The 18,147-nt window shown below is 72.0% G+C and carries 12 protein-coding genes and 1 riboswitch; of the genes, 5 read left to right on the top strand and 7 right to left on the bottom strand.

Going from position 1 to position 18,147, the window contains the following annotated elements; translation table 11 throughout:
• Positions 1 to 318: 318 nt before the first annotated feature.
• The 3 genes from ACIA8F_RS38590 to ACIA8F_RS38580 are packed head-to-tail and all read right to left on the bottom strand — an operon-like array spanning position 319 to position 3,811.
• Positions 319 to 1,806, bottom strand: coding sequence for a precorrin-2 C(20)-methyltransferase (locus ACIA8F_RS38590; protein WP_399385721.1), 1,488 nt, complete (start codon positions 1,804 to 1,806; stop codon positions 319 to 321).
• Positions 1,803 to 2,450: a precorrin-8X methylmutase gene (locus ACIA8F_RS38585; protein ID WP_399385720.1), complete on the bottom strand. Its 648-nt coding sequence runs from the start codon at positions 2,448 to 2,450 to the stop codon at positions 1,803 to 1,805. The genes ACIA8F_RS38590 and ACIA8F_RS38585 overlap by 4 nt, the downstream gene beginning before the upstream one ends.
• Positions 2,447 to 3,811: a cobalamin biosynthesis protein CobG gene (locus ACIA8F_RS38580; protein WP_399385719.1), complete on the bottom strand. Its 1,365-nt coding sequence runs from the start codon at positions 3,809 to 3,811 to the stop codon at positions 2,447 to 2,449. The genes ACIA8F_RS38585 and ACIA8F_RS38580 overlap by 4 nt, the downstream gene beginning before the upstream one ends.
• A 304-nt stretch (positions 3,812 to 4,115) precedes the next feature.
• Positions 4,116 to 4,197, top strand: a riboswitch (cobalamin riboswitch).
• Positions 4,198 to 4,250: 53 nt separating this feature from the next.
• Between ACIA8F_RS38580 and cobN the strand changes: the two genes are divergently transcribed.
• Positions 4,251 to 7,877, top strand: a complete 3,627-nt coding sequence (gene cobN, locus ACIA8F_RS38575) for a cobaltochelatase subunit CobN (protein ID WP_399385718.1) — start codon at positions 4,251 to 4,253, stop codon at positions 7,875 to 7,877.
• 29 nt (positions 7,878 to 7,906) lie between these two features.
• Complete coding sequence (locus ACIA8F_RS38570) at positions 7,907 to 8,380, top strand: hemerythrin domain-containing protein (RefSeq protein WP_399385717.1); 474 nt, start codon at positions 7,907 to 7,909, stop codon at positions 8,378 to 8,380.
• A gap of 84 nt (positions 8,381 to 8,464) precedes the next feature.
• Here ACIA8F_RS38570 and ACIA8F_RS38565 read toward each other — a convergent pair whose 3' ends face one another.
• Positions 8,465 to 8,683: a hypothetical protein gene (locus ACIA8F_RS38565; RefSeq protein WP_267752961.1), complete on the bottom strand. Its 219-nt coding sequence runs from the start codon at positions 8,681 to 8,683 to the stop codon at positions 8,465 to 8,467.
• Positions 8,684 to 8,917: 234 nt separating this feature from the next.
• Between ACIA8F_RS38565 and aroD the strand changes: the two genes are divergently transcribed.
• From aroD to ACIA8F_RS38550, 3 genes are all read left to right on the top strand, one after another.
• A complete protein-coding gene (gene aroD, locus ACIA8F_RS38560) occupies positions 8,918 to 9,655 on the top strand; it encodes a type I 3-dehydroquinate dehydratase (RefSeq protein ID WP_399385716.1) in 738 nt (245 codons plus the stop codon).
• A 208-nt stretch (positions 9,656 to 9,863) separates the two neighbouring features.
• Positions 9,864 to 12,083 carry a germacradienol/geosmin synthase gene (locus tag ACIA8F_RS38555; protein ID WP_399385715.1) on the top strand — a complete coding sequence of 740 codons (2,220 nt, stop codon included), beginning with the start codon at positions 9,864 to 9,866 and terminating at the stop codon, positions 12,081 to 12,083.
• Between the two features lie 69 nt (positions 12,084 to 12,152).
• A complete protein-coding gene (locus tag ACIA8F_RS38550; protein ID WP_399385714.1) occupies positions 12,153 to 13,544 on the top strand; it encodes a phospholipase D-like domain-containing protein in 1,392 nt (463 codons plus the stop codon).
• Positions 13,545 to 13,583: 39 nt separating this feature from the next.
• Here the strand turns inward: ACIA8F_RS38550 and ACIA8F_RS38545 are convergent, their stop codons facing one another.
• From ACIA8F_RS38545 to ACIA8F_RS38535, 3 genes are all read right to left on the bottom strand, one after another.
• Positions 13,584 to 14,828, bottom strand: a complete 1,245-nt coding sequence (locus tag ACIA8F_RS38545) for a GNAT family N-acetyltransferase (RefSeq protein WP_399385713.1) — start codon at positions 14,826 to 14,828, stop codon at positions 13,584 to 13,586.
• A gap of 132 nt (positions 14,829 to 14,960) precedes the next feature.
• Positions 14,961 to 16,124, bottom strand: coding sequence for an XdhC family protein (locus ACIA8F_RS38540; RefSeq protein WP_399385712.1), 1,164 nt, complete (start codon positions 16,122 to 16,124; stop codon positions 14,961 to 14,963).
• 96 nt (positions 16,125 to 16,220) lie between these two features.
• Positions 16,221 to 17,687, bottom strand: coding sequence for an NCS2 family permease (locus tag ACIA8F_RS38535; RefSeq protein WP_399385711.1), 1,467 nt, complete (start codon positions 17,685 to 17,687; stop codon positions 16,221 to 16,223).
• Between the last annotated feature and the right edge of the window lie 460 nt (positions 17,688 to 18,147).

Raw genomic sequence — 18,147 nt, 5'->3', positions numbered from 1 at the left:
GAACCCTGGAGCAGGAGGATTTGGCAGCCTCGGCCCGCACCTGAACGCCGGAGGGGCTGGAAAATCCAGCCCCTCCGGCGTTTGAGGAGCGGGGGTCCGGGGGCCGGCCCCCGGCAACGGGTCCGGGCAGCGCCCGGGGAACGGGCGAAGGGCGGGTAGGGGACTTCGCCCCGCAGGGCCCGCCCACCCGCTCCCCACACGCACGCCCACACCCGAATCCGGCACCGGCACCGGCCCCCGCGTCAGCCCCGAGGACCACCCCCACCCCACCCGGGACGGAGTCCGGGGAGCCGGCCCGGAGCGGTCAGCCCGGCGGGATCAGCCGTACCGCCGCGGCGTCCAGGTCACCCGCGACCCGTCCGGCCGCTCCGTCACCTGGGTCTGCGAGGACCCGATCAGCAAAATCGTCCTCATGTCGACCTCGGACGGCTCCAGTTCGGCCAGCGTGAGGATCCGTACCGACTGCTCCGGCCCGCCCACATCGCGCGCGACGACCACCGGCGTCTGCGGTGCGCGCAGCTCCAGGAGCAGTTCGCGGGCCTGCGCCACCTGCCAATTCCGGCTGCGGGAGCCGGGGTTGTAGAGGGCGAGGACGAGGTCGGCCGCGGCCGCCGCGCGCAGCCGCTCCGCGATGACCTCCCAGGGCTTGAGCCGGTCGGAGAGGGAGATGGTGGCGTAGTCGTGGCCGAGGGGGGCTCCGGCCGCGGCGGCCGCCGCGTTGGCCGCGGTCACCCCGGGCAGTACCCGTACGGGCACGTCCTTGTACTCCGGCTGCCCCGCGACCTCCAGGACGGCGGTGGCCATGGCGAAGACACCGGGGTCGCCGCCGGAGACCACGGCCACCCGCTTGCCGCGCCGGGCGAGGTCGAGCGCGAACTCGGCGCGCTCGGACTCGACCTTGTTGTCGGAGCCGTGCCGGATCTGGCCCGGCTTGACCGGGACCCGGTCCAGGTACGTCGTGTATCCGACCAGCACCTCGGCGTCGGCCAGCACCCGCCGCGTCTCGGCGGTCAGCCACAGCGGCCCGGCCGGGCCGGTGCCGACGACGGCGACCTCGCCGGGCCCGGACGGCACGCTGCCCGGGTTGCCGATCCGGCTGGGCAGCACGGCGACGGCGAAGTAGGGGACCGAGCCGGGGTCGGTGTCCGCGAGGAGGCCCGTCCGCTCCCCGGCCATCGTCGCGCGCTCCACGTAGCGCGCTTCGGCGAGCCGGCCGCTGTTGTCCATGGCCCGCCGGATGGCGGGGAAGGTGCGGCCGAGCTTCATGACGACCGCCGAGTCGGTGGCGGCGAGGCGGGCCGTGAGCTCCTCCTCGGAGAGGGTGCCGGGCAGGATCGTCAGCACCTCCTCGCCCTCCACGAGCGGGGTGCCGAGCCGGGCGGCGGCGGCGCTCACCGAGGTGACCCCGGGGATCACCTCGGTCTCGTACCGGTCGGAGAGCCGCTTGTGCATGTGCATGTACGAGCTGTAGAAGAGCGGGTCGCCCTCCGCGAGCACGGCGACGGTGCGGCCGGCGTCCAGGTGGACGGCGAGCCGGGCGGCGGAGGCCTCGTAGAACTCCTCCATCGCGCCCTGGTAGCCGCCGGGGTGGTCGGTGGTCTCGGTGGTGACCGGGTAGACCAGCGGCTCCTCGACGTGGTCGGCGCGCAGGTGCTTCGCGGCGATGGAGCGGGCGATGGAGCGTCCGTGGCGGGCCGAGTGGTACGCGACCACGTCGGCCTCCGCGATCACCTCGACGGCGCGCAGCGTCATCAGCGAGGGGTCGCCGGGCCCGAGGCCGACCCCGTACAGCTTTCCGGTGCTCATTCGGCCACGCTCGCGATGGCGTTGACGGCGGCCGCGGCCATGGCGCTGCCGCCGCGCCGGCCCCGGACGATCAAGTGGTCGAGTGCGGAGGGGTGTTCGGCGAGGGCGTCCTTGGACTCGGCGGCGCCGATGAACCCGACGGGGACCCCGATGACCGCGGCGGGGCGCGGGGCGCCTTCCTCGATCATCTCCAGCAGCCGGAAGAGCGCGGTCGGCGCGTTGCCGACGGCGATCACGGAGCCCTCCAACAGGCCCCGGTCCCGCCAGACTTCGAGGGCGGCGGCGCTGCGCGTCGTGCCCATCTTCGCGGCGAGTTCCGGCACGGCCGGGTCGGAGAGGGTGCAGATCACCTGGTTGTCGGCGGGCAGCCGCTTGCGGGTGACCCCGCTGGCGACCATCTGCACGTCGCACAGGATCGGCGCACCGGCCTCCAGGGCGGCGCGTGCCCGCAGGACGACCTCGGGCGAGTAGCCCAGGTCGCGGGTCAGGTCGGTCATCCCGCAGGCGTGAATCATGCGCACCGCGACCTGGGCGACCGAGGCGGGCAGCCCGGACAGGTCCGCCTCGGCGCGGATCGTGGCAAAGGACTGGCGGTAGATCTCGGCGCCGTCCTTCTCGTACTCGAACACGGTGCACTCGCTCATTTCTTCACTGCGTCTTCGGACACTCGGGGTCGGCCGCGCGTTTCGGCGACGGCCCGGGCAAGTTCGTGGGACGGCACCGGGCGGCCGTCGAGCCGGTACCCGTCCGGGGTGGCGACGAGGTCGACCCAGGCGGTCCCGCGCGGATGACCGCACCGGCGCTCGCACCCGGACCAGTGCACGGGGACGGGGCCGGCGGGGACGGCGGCGCCGGCTCCGTCCGGGGTCCCGCCACCGGCGTCCACGACGGCCCGCGCGTCGGCGCGTACGTCGGCCAGCGCCTTGGCGCAACCGGGCCGCCCGGTACAGGCGGTGACGGATTCCCAGGGGCCGTCGGGCGCGACGGACAGCCCGGCGGCCACGAGCGCGGCGTAGCCGTCGACGGGGCCCCGGGTGCTCGCGCGGGGCAGGACGATGCTCCGCCAGGGGGTGATCCGCAGCTCCGCGTCGGCGGTGCCGGCTCCCTCGCGGTCGCCTTCTCCGCCGCCCGAGACGTGCACCAGGACCCGCCACTGCGCGGTGGTGAGCCGGCCGAGCGGGGGCAGGACGCACAGCGGTGTGCGCTCACCGGTGCCGGGGCCCCACGGCCCGGGCGGCGGGGCGTACGGCCAGGCCACCTCGGGAACGGTGTCGGCCGCGATGCCGGCCGCCCGGAGCCGTGCCGCGAGCCGCGCCGTCTCCGGGGCGTGTGCGGCGGGCAGTTCGGACACCCGCCAGGCGCGGGTGCCGGCGGCGTCCGCGGAGTCGAGGAAGTACTCGGCCGCGAGCAGCGCCGCGCGGGGTGCGTCGGCGGCGTCCACCTCCACGGCGTCGGGGGCCGCGCCGAGCCGGACCAGTGCCCGGCCCCGTGCTCCGCCGAGCAGGGTGACATCGGGGTCGAGCGCGGCGACGTCCCCGCGCCCGTCGTCGACGGCGAACAGGAACCGGCCGGACAGCGCCGTCGCGCGGGTGCTCGCGCACAGCAGGCGGTCCAACTTCCCTACCCAGGGCGTCACATGGGGCCGACCGGTGTCCCCGATCCCGGACAGCGGGGTCGCCACGATGTTCCGTACCCGCTCGTGGCCGGGGGCGGGCAGCAGTCCGGCCGCGTCCAGCAGCTCCGCGAGCCCGGCACCGCAGCCCTCGGCGAGCCCGCGCAGCTGCACGTTCCCGCGCGAGGTGAGTTCCAGGTGCCCGTCCCCGAACCGGTCGGCGGCCGTCGCCAGCACCGAGGCCTGCCGGGCGGTCAGCAGACCCCCCGGAATCCGGACCCGTGCCAGGTACCCGTCATCGGCGGCATGCAGGCGCAGCGCGCCGGGGCAGGCGTCGCCGCGATCCCGTATGACGGGTTCGTCCCGCGCTGTGGCGGAGGGGGGCGTGGGCATGGCGGCGAGCATACCCACGATTCTGCGCCCGCCCCCTGTGGCCCACACCACCCCGTTCCAGCCTGACGGCTGCCCGAATCCGGCCCACGGCCCGCCTCCACGGAAACGGTTGAGGCGCGGGGTCCGGGGCGCAGCCCCGGGGTTCCGGGGCGCAGCCCCGGGGAACGGTGGAAGGGCGGGTAGGGGACGGCCCCGCAGGGCCCGCTCCGGGGAGCGGGGCCCCCGCTCCCCGCCGGGGGAGCCTCCCCCTAGGATGAGTCCACGGCGGCCAACAGGCCCGCCATCGCCGAGGACGGCGACATGGGAGGAAGCCCGGTGCGAATCCGGCGCGGTCCCGCCACTGTGAATCCGCGAGGCCCCGGCCGCACCGGATGAGTCAGGAACTCCCGCCGTCCTCACTGCCCGGGGCGCGGAAACCCCGAGGAAGGCCTGCCGCCGCATGATCCTGCTGCTGTCGACGTCCGACACCGATCTGCTCAGCGCCCGCGCAGCGAACGCCGGGGACGCTCCCGTCCCGTACCGGTTCGCCAACCCCTCCCGCCTTCCCCTCGACGACCTCCCGGGTCTCCTCGACGGAGTCACGCTGGTCGTCGTCCGCCTCCTCGGCGGCCTCCGCGCCTGGCAGGACGGCCTCGACCTGCTGCTGGCCCCCGGCCAGAGCCGCCCGGTGGTCGTGCTGACCGGCGAACAGGCCCCCGACGCCCAGCTGATGGAAGCCTCGACCGTCCCGATCGGCATCGCCGCCGAGGCGCACGGCTACCTCGCCCACGGCGGCCCGGCCAACCTGGACCAGCTCGCCCGCTTCCTCTCCGACACCGTGCTGCTGACCGGCCACGGTTTCGAGCCCCCGGCGGCCTCCCCCACGTGGGGCCCGCTGGAGCGCACCGCGCAGCAGGCCCTGCCGGAGGGAAGCCCCCGGGTCGCGGTGCTCTACTACCGCGCGCACCAGATGAGCGGCAACACCGCCTTCGTGCACACCCTCTCCGAGGCGATCGAGGCCCACGGCGCCCATGCGCTCCCCCTCTACGTCTCTTCGCTCCGCTCCCCCGAGCCGGAGCTGCTCGCGGAGCTCGCGTCCGCCGACGCGATCGTCACCACGGTCCTCGCGGCCGGCGGCACCAAGCCCGCCACCGCCTCCGCCGGCGGTGACGACGAGTCCTGGGACGCCGGCGCCCTGGCCGCGCTCGGCGTGCCGATCCTGCAGGCCCTGTGCCTGACGGGCTCCCGGTCCGCCTGGGAGGAGAACGACGAGGGCCTGTCCCCCCTCGACGCCGCCACCCAGGTCGCCGTCCCGGAGTTCGACGGCCGGCTGATCACCGTCCCGTTCTCCTTCAAGGAGCTGGACGAAGACGGGCTGCCCGCCTACGTCGCCGACCCCGAGCGGGCCGCCCGCGTGGCCGGCATCGCCGTGCGCCACGCACGCCTGCGCCACATCGAGCGGCGCGACAAGAAGATCGCCCTGGTCCTCTCCGCGTACCCCACCAAGCACTCCCGCATCGGCAACGCGGTCGGCCTGGACACCCCGGCCAGCGCCGTGGAGCTGCTGCGCACGCTCGTCGCGGGCGGGTACGACTTCGGTCCCGTCGAGGACGTCCCGGGCCTGGTGTCCGGCGACGGCGACGAGCTGATCCGCGCCCTGATCGAGGCCGGCGGCCACGACCAGGACTGGCTGACCGAGGAGCAGCTCGCCCGCAACCCGGTCCGGATCCCGGCGGCCGACTACAAGCGCTGGTTCGCCGAGCTGCCCGCCGAGCTCCGCGAGAGCGTGGAGCGGCACTGGGGCGAGGCCCCGGGCAGCATGTTCGTGGACCGCTCCTCGAACCCGGAGGGCGACATCGTCCTCGCCGCCCTGCGCCGCGCCAACCTGCTGATCCTCATCCAGCCGCCGCGCGGCTTCGGCGAGAACCCGATCGCGATCTACCACGACCCCGACCTGCCGCCCTCGCACCACTACCTGGCCGCGTACCGCTGGATCCAGGCCCGCGCCGAGGACGGCGGTTTCGGCGCCGACGCGATGATCCACCTGGGCAAGCACGGCAACCTGGAGTGGCTGCCGGGCAAGAACGCCGGCCTGTCAGCGGCCTGCGCCCCCGACGCCGCGCTCGGCGACCTGCCCCTCATCTACCCGTTCCTGGTCAACGACCCGGGCGAGGGAACCCAGGCCAAGCGCCGGGTGCACGCCACCCTGGTCGACCACCTGGTGCCGCCGATGGCGCGCGCGGAGTCGTACGGCGACATCGCACGCCTGGAGCAGCACCTCGACGAGTACGCCCAGATCTCCGCGATGGACCCGGCGAAGCTGCCGGCCATCCGCGCCCAGATCTGGACCCTGATCCAGGCCGCGAAGCTGGACCACGACCTGGGCCTGGAGCAGCGTCCCGACGACGACGGCTTCGACGACTTCCTGCTGCACGTCGACGGCTGGCTGTGCGAGATCAAGGACGCCCAGATCCGCGACGGTCTGCACGTCCTGGGCGGCGCCCCGACCGGCGACGCCCGCGTCAACCTGGTCCTCGCCATCCTGCGCGCCCGCCAGATCTGGGGCGGTACGACGGCCCTGCCGGGTCTGCGCGAGGCGCTCGGCCTGGACGAGTCCGCGGCCACCCGCACCACCGCCGACGAGGCGGAGGAGACGGCCCGCGCGCTGGTCCAGGCGATGGAGGACGCCGGCTGGGCCCCGGAGGCGGTGGCTTCGGTAGCCGCCGGCTTCTCGGCGGACGTGGCGGCCGTACTGGACTTCGCGGCCCGCGAGGTCGTCCCGCGCCTGGCCGGCACCACCGACGAGATCGCCCACGTGGTCAGCGCCCTGGACGGCGCGTTCGTCCCGGCGGGCCCCTCCGGCTCCCCGCTGCGCGGTCTGGTCAACGTGCTGCCGACCGGCCGCAACTTCTACTCGGTGGACCCGAAGGCCGTCCCCTCCCGTCTGGCGTGGGAGACCGGTCAGGCACTGGCCGACTCCCTCCTGACCCGCTACCGCACGGACAACGGCGAATGGCCCGCCTCCGTCGGCCTGTCCCTGTGGGGCACGAGCGCGATGCGCACCTCGGGCGACGACGTGGCCGAGGCCATGGCGCTGCTCGGCGTCCGTCCGGTCTGGGACGAGGCCTCGCGCCGCGTCACCGGCCTGGAGCCGATCCCGCTCGCGGAGCTCGGCCGTCCGCGCATCGACGTGACCCTGCGCATCTCGGGCTTCTTCCGCGACGCGTTCCCGCACGTCATCGGCCTGCTGGACGATGCGGTGCGGCTGGCCGCCTCGCTGGAGGAGCCGGCCGAGGACAACTTCGTACGGGCCCACGCGCAGGCCGACCTGGCCGTGCACGGGGACGAGCGGCGGGCCACCACCCGCATCTTCGGTTCGCGCCCGGGCACGTACGGCGCGGGCATCCTGCAGCTGATCGACTCCCGCGACTGGCGCACCGACGCCGACCTCGCGGAGGTCTACACGGTGTGGGGCGGCTACGCGTACGGCCGCGGCCTCGAAGGGCGCGCGGCGCGCGAGGAGATGGAGACCGCCTACAAGCGGATCACGGTCGCGGCGAAGAACACGGACACCCGTGAGCACGACATCGCCGACTCCGACGACTACTTCCAGTACCACGGCGGCATGGTGGCCACCGTCCGCGCCCTGCGCGGCACGGCCCCCGAGGCGTACATCGGCGACTCGACCCGGCCGGAGACGGTCAAGACGCGCACGCTGGTCGAGGAGACCTCCCGCGTCTTCCGGGCCCGCGTCGTGAACCCGAAGTGGATCGAGGCGATGCGCCGCCACGGTTACAAGGGGGCCTTCGAGCTGGCGGCGACGGTCGACTACCTCTTCGGCTACGACGCCACGACCGGCGTGGTGGCCGACTGGATGTACGACAAGCTCACCGAGACGTACGTCCTGGACCCGGAGAACCGCGCCTTCCTGGAGGAGGCCAACCCCTGGGCCCTGCACGGGATCGCGGAGCGGCTGCTGGAGGCCGAGTCCCGCGGCATGTGGGAGAAGCCGGACCCGCAGGTCCTGGAGGCACTGCGCCAGGTGTACCTGGACACGGAGGGCAACCTCGAAGGCGAAAGCGACTGACCGGACGGCGACTGGATCAGACTGGCCGCATGTGCCACTACTGCGGCTGCCGCGAGATCCCGCTGATCAAGGAGTTCATCGCCGAGCACGAGGCGGTGACGAACGCCGCGGGCGACGCGCTGCGCGCCCTGGACTCGGGAGACCTGCCGAGGGCGCGGGCCCTCGTCGCGGAGATGACGGCCGTCCTCCTCGCCCACTGGACGGGTGAGGAGGACGGCCTGTTCGCCGTCATGGAGCGGGACCCGGAGTACGCCCCGTACATCGCGGCGCTGGTCGGGGAGCACCGCGAACTGGCGGCGTTCCTCGCCGGCGCCGACCTGGCGGACCCGGCGGACGCCGCGGCCCTGCGCCGGGCGGTGGAGGAGCTCCACCACCACATCGCGAAGGAGGAGGACGGCCTCTTCCCCGCGTCCCTCACCGCCCTGACGGGCGACGACTGGGACCTGTCCATCGAGGCCTGGCGCGCGGCCCACCCCGACGGGGACCTGAGGCCCGCCGGGTAGCCGGTGCGCCCGGCGGTCCCCCTGCTCCGCAGTCCGGTCCGGCTGCTTCCCGGTCCGGTCCGGCTGCTTCCCGGTCCGGTCCGGCTACTTCGCGGTCTGGTTCAGCGCCACCAGGGCCTGCGCCCAGCGCGCGTACTTCAGCTGCCCGAAATCGGCGACGGTCTTCACGCCGAAGGCCTCCAGCAGCAGCTCGCCGTCCTTGTCGGTGACGCCCTTGAGCGCGGCCACCGGGGCCGCGAGCACCTCGGCGAGCGGCTTGTCGGCCCACGCCTTGTCCAGCACCTTGTCGAGGTCGATCGCCATGAGTGTCCCTCCGGGGTTCCGACGTATGAACTGATGGAACAAACCTAGAACAATCGGACAAGCATCCGGTGGCACGACACCAGGACCTTCGGCCGCACCGGACCCCTCGGACACCCGCCCTCCCGACCAAGGGGCGGGCCCGCCCCCTCGCCCCGGTGGATTCCACGTATAATCCGCCCCGTTCACCTTGTACTGCGCGTCGGATTTCGGAATCGAAAAGGCTGTGACCAAGAAATGAATTCACTGCGGGCGCTTCTCGACGGCGGGATTCCGCTGGTGGCCGTCAGCTTCGACGACAGCGGGACCGAGCCGCGCGCGCACGCCGCGAAGAGCGCCGGCGTCGACGTGGCCGAACTGCGCGTCGACCGGTACGCGGCGACCGGAACGGCCCATGTCCTGGCCCAGGTGGACGAGTTCAAGACGCTGCCGGTGCTGGCCACGATCCGCTCCGCCCGCGAGGGCGGCGAGTGGAAGGGAACCGAAGCCGAGCGGCTCGAACTGTTCCGCGCGCTCGCCCCCCAGGTCGACGCCGTGGACATCGAGCTTTCCTCCGGGGAAATCCTGGCCGAGGTGATCGAGGCCGCCCACCGGCACGACACGGTGGCGCTCGTCTCCTATCACAATTTCGAATTCACCCCGCCCACCGAGGAACTCCAGACCGTCATCGACGACGCGAAGAGCGCCGGCGCCGACGTGGTCAAGGTGTCCACCATGGTGCGGTCCGAGGACGACGTACGACGCCTGGCCTCGCTCCTGCTGCGCGCCGGAGCCGAGGACACCCGGCTGATCGTCATCGCCATGGGCGGGGCCGGGGCGGTCTCGCGCGTCTTCTTCCCCGCCCTCGGGTCCCGCATCACGTACTCCTTCTTCGGCGCCAGCTCCGCCCCGGGGCAGCTCGACTTCCCCGAGACCTTCGGGCTGCTGCGCAAGTTCTACCCGGCCTTCGACGAGCGGAAGTCCGCCGGGGCCTGAGCACCCCCGCGCCGGGGAGGAACACCACCTCCCCGGCCGCCTCCCCCGTCCCCCTACCGGTCGCGGGCCCCATCCGCCGCAGAACGCCGCACGCGTCACCTGATGAAGTGAACTACCCCTTATCCCACCGGTACCCGGGGTAGGGCCCTGCTGATCTCGTGAGGAACCGATGAGACTCGAGACAGTCAGATGAAAGGCCCACCCTGCCGTGACGCAGCCGTTTCAACTGCCGGATTTCTATGTGCCTTATCCGGCGCGACTGAACCCCCACCTGGAGGACGCCAGGGTCCACACCAAGAAGTGGGCCCGCGACTTCGGGATGCTGGAAGGTTCCGGCGTCTGGGAGGAGCGCGACCTCGACTCGCACGACTACGCCCTGCTCTGCTCGTACACCCACCCCGACTGCGACAGCGAGGCGCTGTCCCTGGTCACCGACTGGTACGTGTGGGTGTTCTTCTTCGACGACCACTTCCTGGAGATGTTCAAGCGATCCCAGGACCGCGAGGGAGCCAAGGCCTACCTCGACCGGCTCGGCGCCTTCATGCCGATGGATCTGGCGGACGGGTTCCCCGAGGCCACCAACCCGGTCGAGGCCGGACTCGCCGACCTGTGGGCCCGGACCGTCCCGGCCATGTCGATGGACTGGCGGGAACGGTTCTCCCTGTCCACCAAGAACCTGCTCGACGAGTCGATGTGGGAACTCGCCAACATCAACATCGGACGGGTCTCCAACCCCCTCGAATACATCGAGATGCGGCGCAAGGTCGGCGGCGCCCCCTGGTCGGCCGGGCTCATCGAGTACGTCTCCGCTGAGGTTCCGGCGCGCGTCGCGCACTCCCGCCCCCTCGGCGTCCTGCGCGATTCCTTCTCGGACGCCGTGCACATCAGGAACGACATCTTCTCCTACCAGCGCGAGGTCTCCGAGGAGGGCGAGCTCTCCAACGCCATCCTGGTGCTGGAGACCTTCCTCGGCTGCACCACCCAGGAGGCGGCCGAGGCCTCCAACGACCTCCTCACCTCCCGGCTCCAGCAGTTCGAGCAGACCGCCCTCGCCGAACTCCCCCAGCTCTTCGCGGACCACGCGATGAACCCGGCCGAGATCGCCGCCGTCCTCGCCTACGCCAAGGGCCTCCAGGACTGGCAGTCCGGCGGCCACGAATGGCACATGGTCTCCAGCCGCTACATGAACAAGGAGGCCCGGGCCACCGCCCCGGTCACGCTGCCGTTCATGCCCTCGGGCCTCGGCACCACCGCCCTCGACCTCCGCTCCATCCTCGCCCCCCGCGCCCTGGAACTGCGCAAGCGCTCCTTCACCCACGTCCCCTTCGAGCACACCGGCCCGTCGATCGTCCCCGACGTCTACATGCCGTTCCCCCTCACCGTGAGCCCGCACCTCGCCCACGCCCGCGAGGAGTCCGTCGCCTGGGCGAGGGAGATGGGCCTGATCGATCCGCAGCCCGGCGACCCCGGTTCGGCGATCTGGAACGAGGAGAAGCTGCGCGGCTACGACTTCGCGCTCTGCTCCGCGGGCATCGACCCGGACGCCACCCCCGAGGCCCTGGCCCTCAACGCCTGCTGGCTGACCTGGGGCACGTACGGGGACGACTACTACCCGGTGGTCTTCGCCCAGTCCAAGAACCTGCCGGCCGCCAAGGCCACCACCGCACGGCTCATCGCCATGATCCCGGTGGACCACGCGGAACAGCCGGTCGGGCTGACCGCCATGGAACGGTCCATCGGCGACCTGTGGCTGCGCACCAGCAAGGACATGACCCCCGAGGTCCGGACCGAGTTCCGGGCCACCCTCGTCAGCATGCTGCAGAGCTGGCTGTGGGAGATGGAGAACCAGATCCAGAACCGGATCCCCGATCCGGTGGACTACGCGGAGATGCGGCGGCACACCTTCGGCTCGCACCTCACGATGTACCTGTGCCGGCTGGGCCAGGCGGGCCGGGGCATCCCCGAGGACATCTACGCCTCGGGCACCATCCGCTCCCTGGAGAACGCGGCGGCCGACTCCGCGTGCCTGTTGAACGACATCTTCTCGTACCAGAAGGAGGTGGAGGTCGAGGGCGAGGTGCACAACTACGTGCTCGTCACCCGCAACTTCTTCGACATCGGCTACGAGGAGGCGCTGCACATCTGCCACTCGCTGATGACCCAGCGCACCGAGGAGTTCGAGCACATCGTGGCGCACCAGCTGCCGCTGCTCTACGAGGACTGGAAACTGGACGCAGAGGCCCGGGCCGGACTCGACGCGTACGTAGGCGAGTTGAAGGACTGGCTGGCCGGGATCCTGAACTGGCACGAGAAGACGGTCCGTTACCGCGAGGAGGACCTGCACCGCCTGGGCGACGGAATCTCCACCGGGGTCCTGAGCTCCGGCTTCGGCATGTCGGCGGCCCGGATCTCCCTGCCCGCCCGCTGACGGCGGACCGCCGACCGGGAGGGCATCCCTGCTGATCAGACGCCATAAAGCCCTCGTAAGGTGACCGGCGTGATCAAAAACAGAATCCTTACGGCCCTGGTCATCGGGGCCCTCCTCATGGTGGGCGCTCCGTCCGCCACTGCCGAGGACGCGCCCACGTCCGCGGCGACCACCGGCCCCGTCTTCAACAGGCCCAAGGGGTCGGTGGCCGAGCAGGGGGCGATCCTCAGCCACCTCGGCAAGCTCGTCGGCGGCGCCCAGAGCGGGTCGACCATCCGCATATCGCTGTACATGTTCGGGTCGAGCTGGCTCGCCACCCAGCTCGAGGCGGCGCACAAGAAGGGGGTGAACGTTCAGGTCCTCGTCGACGACGACACCATCAGCGATCCCTGGATGGCCGGCGCCGGCGTGGCCGTGAAGTCCATCCTGACCAAGGCGTTCGCATTGACCCCGCCCGATGGCGAGACGTACGGCACGTCCTGGTTCCGGGTGTGCTCCGCCGGGCAGGCGTGCCTCGCCCAGCGCACGGGCGGCGTCAACCACAACAAGTTCTTCCTCTTCTCCCGGACCACCGGCACCGGTTCGCCCACCACGGGCACGCCGGTCGACAACGTGGTCGTGCAGTCCTCGGGCAACCTCACCCTGTGGGACCGCCAGTCCGCCTGGAACGACGCCATGACCGTCGCCGACAACGCGGAGCTGTACGCCGGCTACGACAAGTACTTCGGGCTGATGGCCGCGTCGCAGGCGAAGCCGGACGGTTCCGCGCGGGTCGACAACCTGGCGATCGACGTGGAGGCGGGGGCGGCCAAGGGCTACTTCTTCCCGCACAACTCGACGGATCCCACAGCAAAGATCGACACCGTCGAGAACATCCTGGGCATGGTCCAGACCCCGGTGCCGGACCCCGCCGACCCCACACACAAGACGCTCCCGGTCTGCTCCGGGAACACGCCCGGCCACGGCACCGCCGACGGCCGTACCGTCATCCGCATCGCCAACGGTCACATCTCCCGGCCCGCCGTGGCCGAGAAGCTCTGGCGGCTGGCCAACGCCGGCTGCATGATCGACATCGTCTACGACAAGCTCGCCGACTACCAGGAGGAGGGCCCGCACCGCGCGACGGCCTACTGGCTCACGATGGCGACCTCCAAGGGCAGCGTCGGCAGGATCTCCCTCCACCACCTGGGCAACGACGACAAGACGAACCCGGCCGACGTCAACGTGTCCGGAACGGCCACCCACACCAAGTACCTGCTCATCGAGGGCTCCTACGGGGGCAAGAAGGACCAGAAGCTCGTCTTCACCGGCAGCCACACCTACACCGGGGACGCCCTCAGCAGGAACGACGAGGCCCTGCTGAAGTACAACAGCGCGACGGTGCACGACGCCTACGTGGCGAACTTCCGTGAGCAGCGCGCCGCCGCGGCCGCGGAGGCCCTGTACGGCGTGATCCCCTAGCAGGACCGGGCGCAGCCCGCCGGAAGCGCGGCGGCGCCTCTAGAACTCGTCCGCCGTGTGCGGCAGCAGCGCGGTGCGCAGCCCCCCGTCCAGGGCCGCCGCCGCGCCCGGGGTGTGCTCCGCCACCAGGGCGGCCGCGGCCAGTTCGACGGCCCGGGTCCCGCCGAGGTAGCAGGCCGCGAGCTCCCGTACGCCCAGGGTCAGGTCCGGGGCCCGGCCCGCGGCGGGCTCGTACGAGGCCCCGTCCGGGCCGGCCTTCAGGAGGAACCGCCCCGCGTTCGCGGGCAGTCGTACGTCGGTCAGTTCCAGTACGAGTTCCACGGGCGCGGCCCACGACCGGCGGGTCAGCGCCGCGGCCACGTCGACCAGCCGCAGCCAGAGCGCCGGGAACGCGGCGGTGACCCGGACCTGGTCCCGGTCGGCGGCGAAGTGCAGCAGCGGGTCGTCGGCCGGGCGGCCCCAGGCGGTGACCCGGCCGGTGAGGTCGAGGGAGGCCACGCACCGCCACAGGGCCGCGGCGGCCTGCGGGGTGTCGGCCTCCAGCTCGTCGACCCGGACCAGGCCCGGGGTCCGCAGGGCTCCGGTGTGCTCCTCGGGCTTCGTGCGGTAGAGGACGTAGCCCGCGATCGGCCGGCCCGGCTCCCCCAGGACGATGATCCGGGGCGGGCCGAGCTCCTCGTCCTCCTCGTCCTGTTCGGCGAGCCACTCCTCGGTCCAGCGCCGCTCGCTGCGGGTGGGCCGCCCGGCCCGGCCCGCTCGGGCCGCCTCGTGGTACGGGCCGACGACGGCGACAGCGTCCATGGGGTCCGCGGTGGCGATCAGCCGCAGCGGCCGCGGGTCGGCCTCGATGCGCAGGGCCAGCGGCCGGGTGGAGTCGATCTCGATGGTGACGCCCTGGGTGGCGCTGCCGTAGCCGAAGCGCCCGTAGATGGCGGCCTCGGAGGCCCACAGGGCGGCGACGGGGCTGCCGTCCGCTTCCGCCCGTCGCAGCATCTCCCCCATCAGGGCGGTCAGCACGCCGCGGCGGCGGTGGGTGGGGGCGACGGAGACGAAGGTGAGCCCGGGGCAGGGCAGGTCCGTGCCGGGCACCGAGAGCCGGAACGCGTGCGCGGCCATGAGTCCGACGAGCGCGCCGCCCTCGTAGGCCCCGATCCGCAGGCAGTGGCGGAGCAGCTCGTGGTGCCGCTCGCGCGCCTCCTTCTCGGGCCGGTCGTGGAAGACCAGGTACGCGAGCTCCAGCGCGCGGTCGATGTCGGCCTCGGGCACCTCGCGGATCTCCACCATGATCCGGAGACTAATCGGTCATCGGGGACCAGTCACTGGATAAGTGACGGAATCCGGCCGCGTCCGGACGACGAAAGGGCGCAACCCGTGGGGTTGCGCCCTTTCCACACCGTGTTACAGCCCGTCAACTCTTCAAGCGACGGAACCTATCCTGCTGATCACCGTGTTCGCGGCGTCCGGGTGGATCGGGATGTGCGCGCCGGTCAGGGCCGCGCCGGTGCCGCCGCGCCGGTTGGCGACGATCTCGGCGGCGATGGACAGCGCGGTCTCCTCCGGGGAGCGGGCGCCGAGGTCCAGGCCGATCGGGGAGCGCAGCCGGGCCAGTTCGAGCTCGGTCACGCCGACCTCGCGGAGCCGCTTGTTGCGGTCCTCGTGGGTGCGGCGGGAGCCCATGGCGCCGACGTAGGCGACGGGAAGTTTGAGGGCCAGTTCGAGGAGCGGGACGTCGAACTTGGCGTCGTGCGTCAGGACGCACAGGACCGTGCGGCCGTCGATCTCGCCGGCGGAGGACTGCTCCTCCAGGTAGCGGTGCGGCCAGTCGACCACGATCTCGTCCGCTTCGGGGAAACGCTTCTTCGTGGCGAACACGGGCCGGGCGTCGCACAGCGTCACCCGGTAGCCGAGGAACTTGCCGATCCGCACCAGGGCGGAGGCGAAGTCGATGGCCCCGAAGACGACCATGCGGGGCGGCGGGACACTGGACTCGACCAGCACCTTGAGCGGCTCGCCGCAGAGGCGGCCGTCGGCGCCGATCTCCAGCACACCGGTCTTGCCGGCGTCGAGCATGGCCCGCGCCTCGTCAGCGATGGCACGGTCCAGCTCGGGGTGGCCGCCGAAACCGCCCTCGTAGGAGCCTTCGCCCCGGACGAGTACGGCGCGGCCCATGAGCTCGGCCGGGCCCTCGGCGATCCGGGCGACCGCCGCCGCCTCCCCGCGAGCGGCGGCGGCCAGCGAAGCCGCGAACACCTCCCGGGCGGGAGAGTCCACGAGGACCGGGGTCACCAGGATGTCGATGATTCCGCCGCAGGTCAGACCGACGGCGAAGGCATCGTCATCGCTGTAGCCGAAGCGCTCCTGGACGGTCTCGCCGTCCTCCAGCGCCTGCTGGCACAGCTCGTACACCGCGCCCTCCACGCATCCACCGGAGACCGAACCGATGGCCGTGCCCTCGCTGTCGACGGCGAGGGCCGCTCCGGGCTGCCGGGGCGCGCTCCCGCCGACCGCCACGACCGTGGCGACGGCGAAGTCACGTCCCTGCTCGACCCACCGGTTGAGTTCTTCGGCGATGTCCAGCATGGGGGCCTCCTCGGAGAGGTTCAGTTTCCAGTATCGGATACGTGGAGGGTGCGGGTCGTGTTGCGGATCAGTCCGCTCGGACCTGGTCAGGTCGGCTCAGGCCGCGACGCCGAGCCAGCTCTCGATCGGGTGGAGCGCGAAGAAGACCAGGAAGATCGCGGTCAGCGCCCACATGAAGCCGCCGATCTCACGGGCCTTGCCCTGAGCGACCTTGATGGCGACGTAGGAGATGACACCCGCGGCGACACCGGCGGTGATCGAGTACGTGAAGGGCATGACCACGACGGTCAGGAAGACCGGGATCGCGGTCGAGGTGTCGGCCCAGTCCACGTGGCGGGCGTTCTGCATCATCATCGCGCCGATGACGACCAGGGCGGCGGAGGCGACCTCACCCGGGACGATCTGCGTGATCGGGGTGAAGAAGAGGCAGGCGGCGAAGAAGAGGCCGGTGACCACGGAGGCGAGGCCCGTGCGGGCACCCTCACCGACGCCGGTGGCGGACTCCACGAACACGGTCTGGCCGGAGCCGCCGGCGATGCCGCCGATGGCGCCACCGGCACCGTCGATGAACAGCGCCTTGGACAGGCCCGGCATGCGGCCCTGCTCGTCGGCGAGCTTGGCCTCGGTGCCGACGCCGATGATGGTGGCCATGGCGTCGAAGAAGCCGGCGAGCACCAGGGTGAAGACGATCATGCCGATCGTCATGTAGCCGACGTCGCCCCAGCCGCCGAAGGAGACGTGACCGAAGAGCGAGAAGTCCGGCGCGGAGACCGCGGAGCCCGAGAGCTCCGGCGGGCCGTTCTTCCAGGCCTTCGGGTCGATGTCGACGATGGCGTTGAGGATCGCGGCGAGGACCGTGCCGCCGACGATGCCGATCAGGATCGCGCCGGGCACCTTGCGGGCCTGGAGCATGAAGATGGCGATCAGGGTGATCGCGAAGAGCAGGACGGGCCAGCCGGAGAGCTCACCGGTCGCGCCGAGCTGGACGGGGGGCATGAACTCCCCGCCGTTGCCGACGAAGCCCGCCTTCACGAAGCCGATCAGGGCGACGAAGAGGCCGATGCCCATGGTGATGGCGTGCTTGAGCGCGAGGGGGATCGCGTTCATGATCATCTCGCGGAGGCCGGTGACGACCAGGAGACAGATCACTATGCCGTAGACCACGCACATGCCCATGGCCTGCGGCCAGGTCATCTGGGGGGCCACCTGCGAGGCAAGCACGCCGGACACGGAGAGACCGGCGGCGAGGGCGAGCGGGACCTTGCCGACGAAGCCCATGAGGAGCGTCGTGACGGCCGCGGCGAACGCCGTGGCGGTGATGATCGCCGAGGCGGCCATCTTGTGGCCCTCGACGTCCGCGCCCGAGAGGAGCAGGGGGTTCAGCAGGAGGATGTAGGCCATGGCCATGAAGGTCGTGATACCGCCACGAACCTCGTTGCTGACCTTGGATCCGCGCTTGCTGATGTGAAAGTACCGGTCGAGCCAAGACTGTCCAGTGGGGGTCGGAGAGCCGCTGCCGGCTTCCTCCGCACTGGTCTTCGGCTCCACAGAGGACTGGGTCATGGTGCCTAACTCCCAAGGTTCAAAGGGGCACCCGCATAAAGATTGGAGACACGGGATTTGGGAAAACGCGTTTGGCTGCACGACCCGGGGTGACGGCCCGAGGCGACGCAAATGGTGCACTGCGTGTACTGCGGGTACTGCGGGGGTTCTGCGGTACGGCTGGTACTCCTGGTGTCACCTGGGGTAGGCGGTGAACCGGGGTGTACTTCTGGGGGGTACTTCCGGTGAAACTGACCGCGAGCGGTGCGGTGCTGATGACTCCGGACTCAGTGCTCCGGGCGGTGCGGCTGGAAGTGTGACGTTCCCGTGTCACACCGCCCGGAAATCTGGGGGGGTGGGGGGGGGGGGGGGGGGGCCCCCCCCCCCCCCCCCCCGCGGTGGCGGGGGGGGGTTCGGGGGGGTGGGGGCGGGGGTGTTTTTTTAGAGACGCCCCGCCCCCGGCCCCCCCGCCGGGCCGGGC

This window comes from Streptomyces sp. NPDC051563, assembly GCF_044454225.1.
In the GTDB taxonomy this organism is placed as follows: Bacteria; Actinomycetota; Actinomycetes; order Streptomycetales; family Streptomycetaceae; genus Streptomyces.
This window is presented reverse-complemented; position numbering and strand designations above follow the sequence as displayed.

What these genes read in the sequence shown, in the direction of transcription:
- ACIA8F_RS38590 (WP_399385721.1), bottom strand. Translation starts at nt 1,806, where the DNA reads ATGAGCACCGGAAAGCTGTACGGGGTCGGCCTCGGGCCCGGCGACCCC.
- ACIA8F_RS38585 (WP_399385720.1), bottom strand. Translation starts at nt 2,450, where the DNA reads ATGAGCGAGTGCACCGTGTTCGAGTACGAGAAGGACGGCGCCGAGATC.
- ACIA8F_RS38580 (WP_399385719.1), bottom strand. Translation starts at nt 3,811, where the DNA reads ATGCCCACGCCCCCCTCCGCCACAGCGCGGGACGAACCCGTCATACGG.
- cobN (WP_399385718.1), top strand. Translation starts at nt 4,251, where the DNA reads ATGATCCTGCTGCTGTCGACGTCCGACACCGATCTGCTCAGCGCCCGC.
- ACIA8F_RS38570 (WP_399385717.1), top strand. Translation starts at nt 7,907, where the DNA reads ATGTGCCACTACTGCGGCTGCCGCGAGATCCCGCTGATCAAGGAGTTC.
- ACIA8F_RS38565 (WP_267752961.1), bottom strand. Translation starts at nt 8,683, where the DNA reads ATGGCGATCGACCTCGACAAGGTGCTGGACAAGGCGTGGGCCGACAAG.
- aroD (WP_399385716.1), top strand. Translation starts at nt 8,918, where the DNA reads ATGAATTCACTGCGGGCGCTTCTCGACGGCGGGATTCCGCTGGTGGCC.
- ACIA8F_RS38545 (WP_399385713.1), bottom strand. Translation starts at nt 14,828, where the DNA reads ATGGTGGAGATCCGCGAGGTGCCCGAGGCCGACATCGACCGCGCGCTG.
- ACIA8F_RS38540 (WP_399385712.1), bottom strand. Translation starts at nt 16,124, where the DNA reads ATGCTGGACATCGCCGAAGAACTCAACCGGTGGGTCGAGCAGGGACGT.
- ACIA8F_RS38535 (WP_399385711.1), bottom strand. Translation starts at nt 17,687, where the DNA reads ATGACCCAGTCCTCTGTGGAGCCGAAGACCAGTGCGGAGGAAGCCGGC.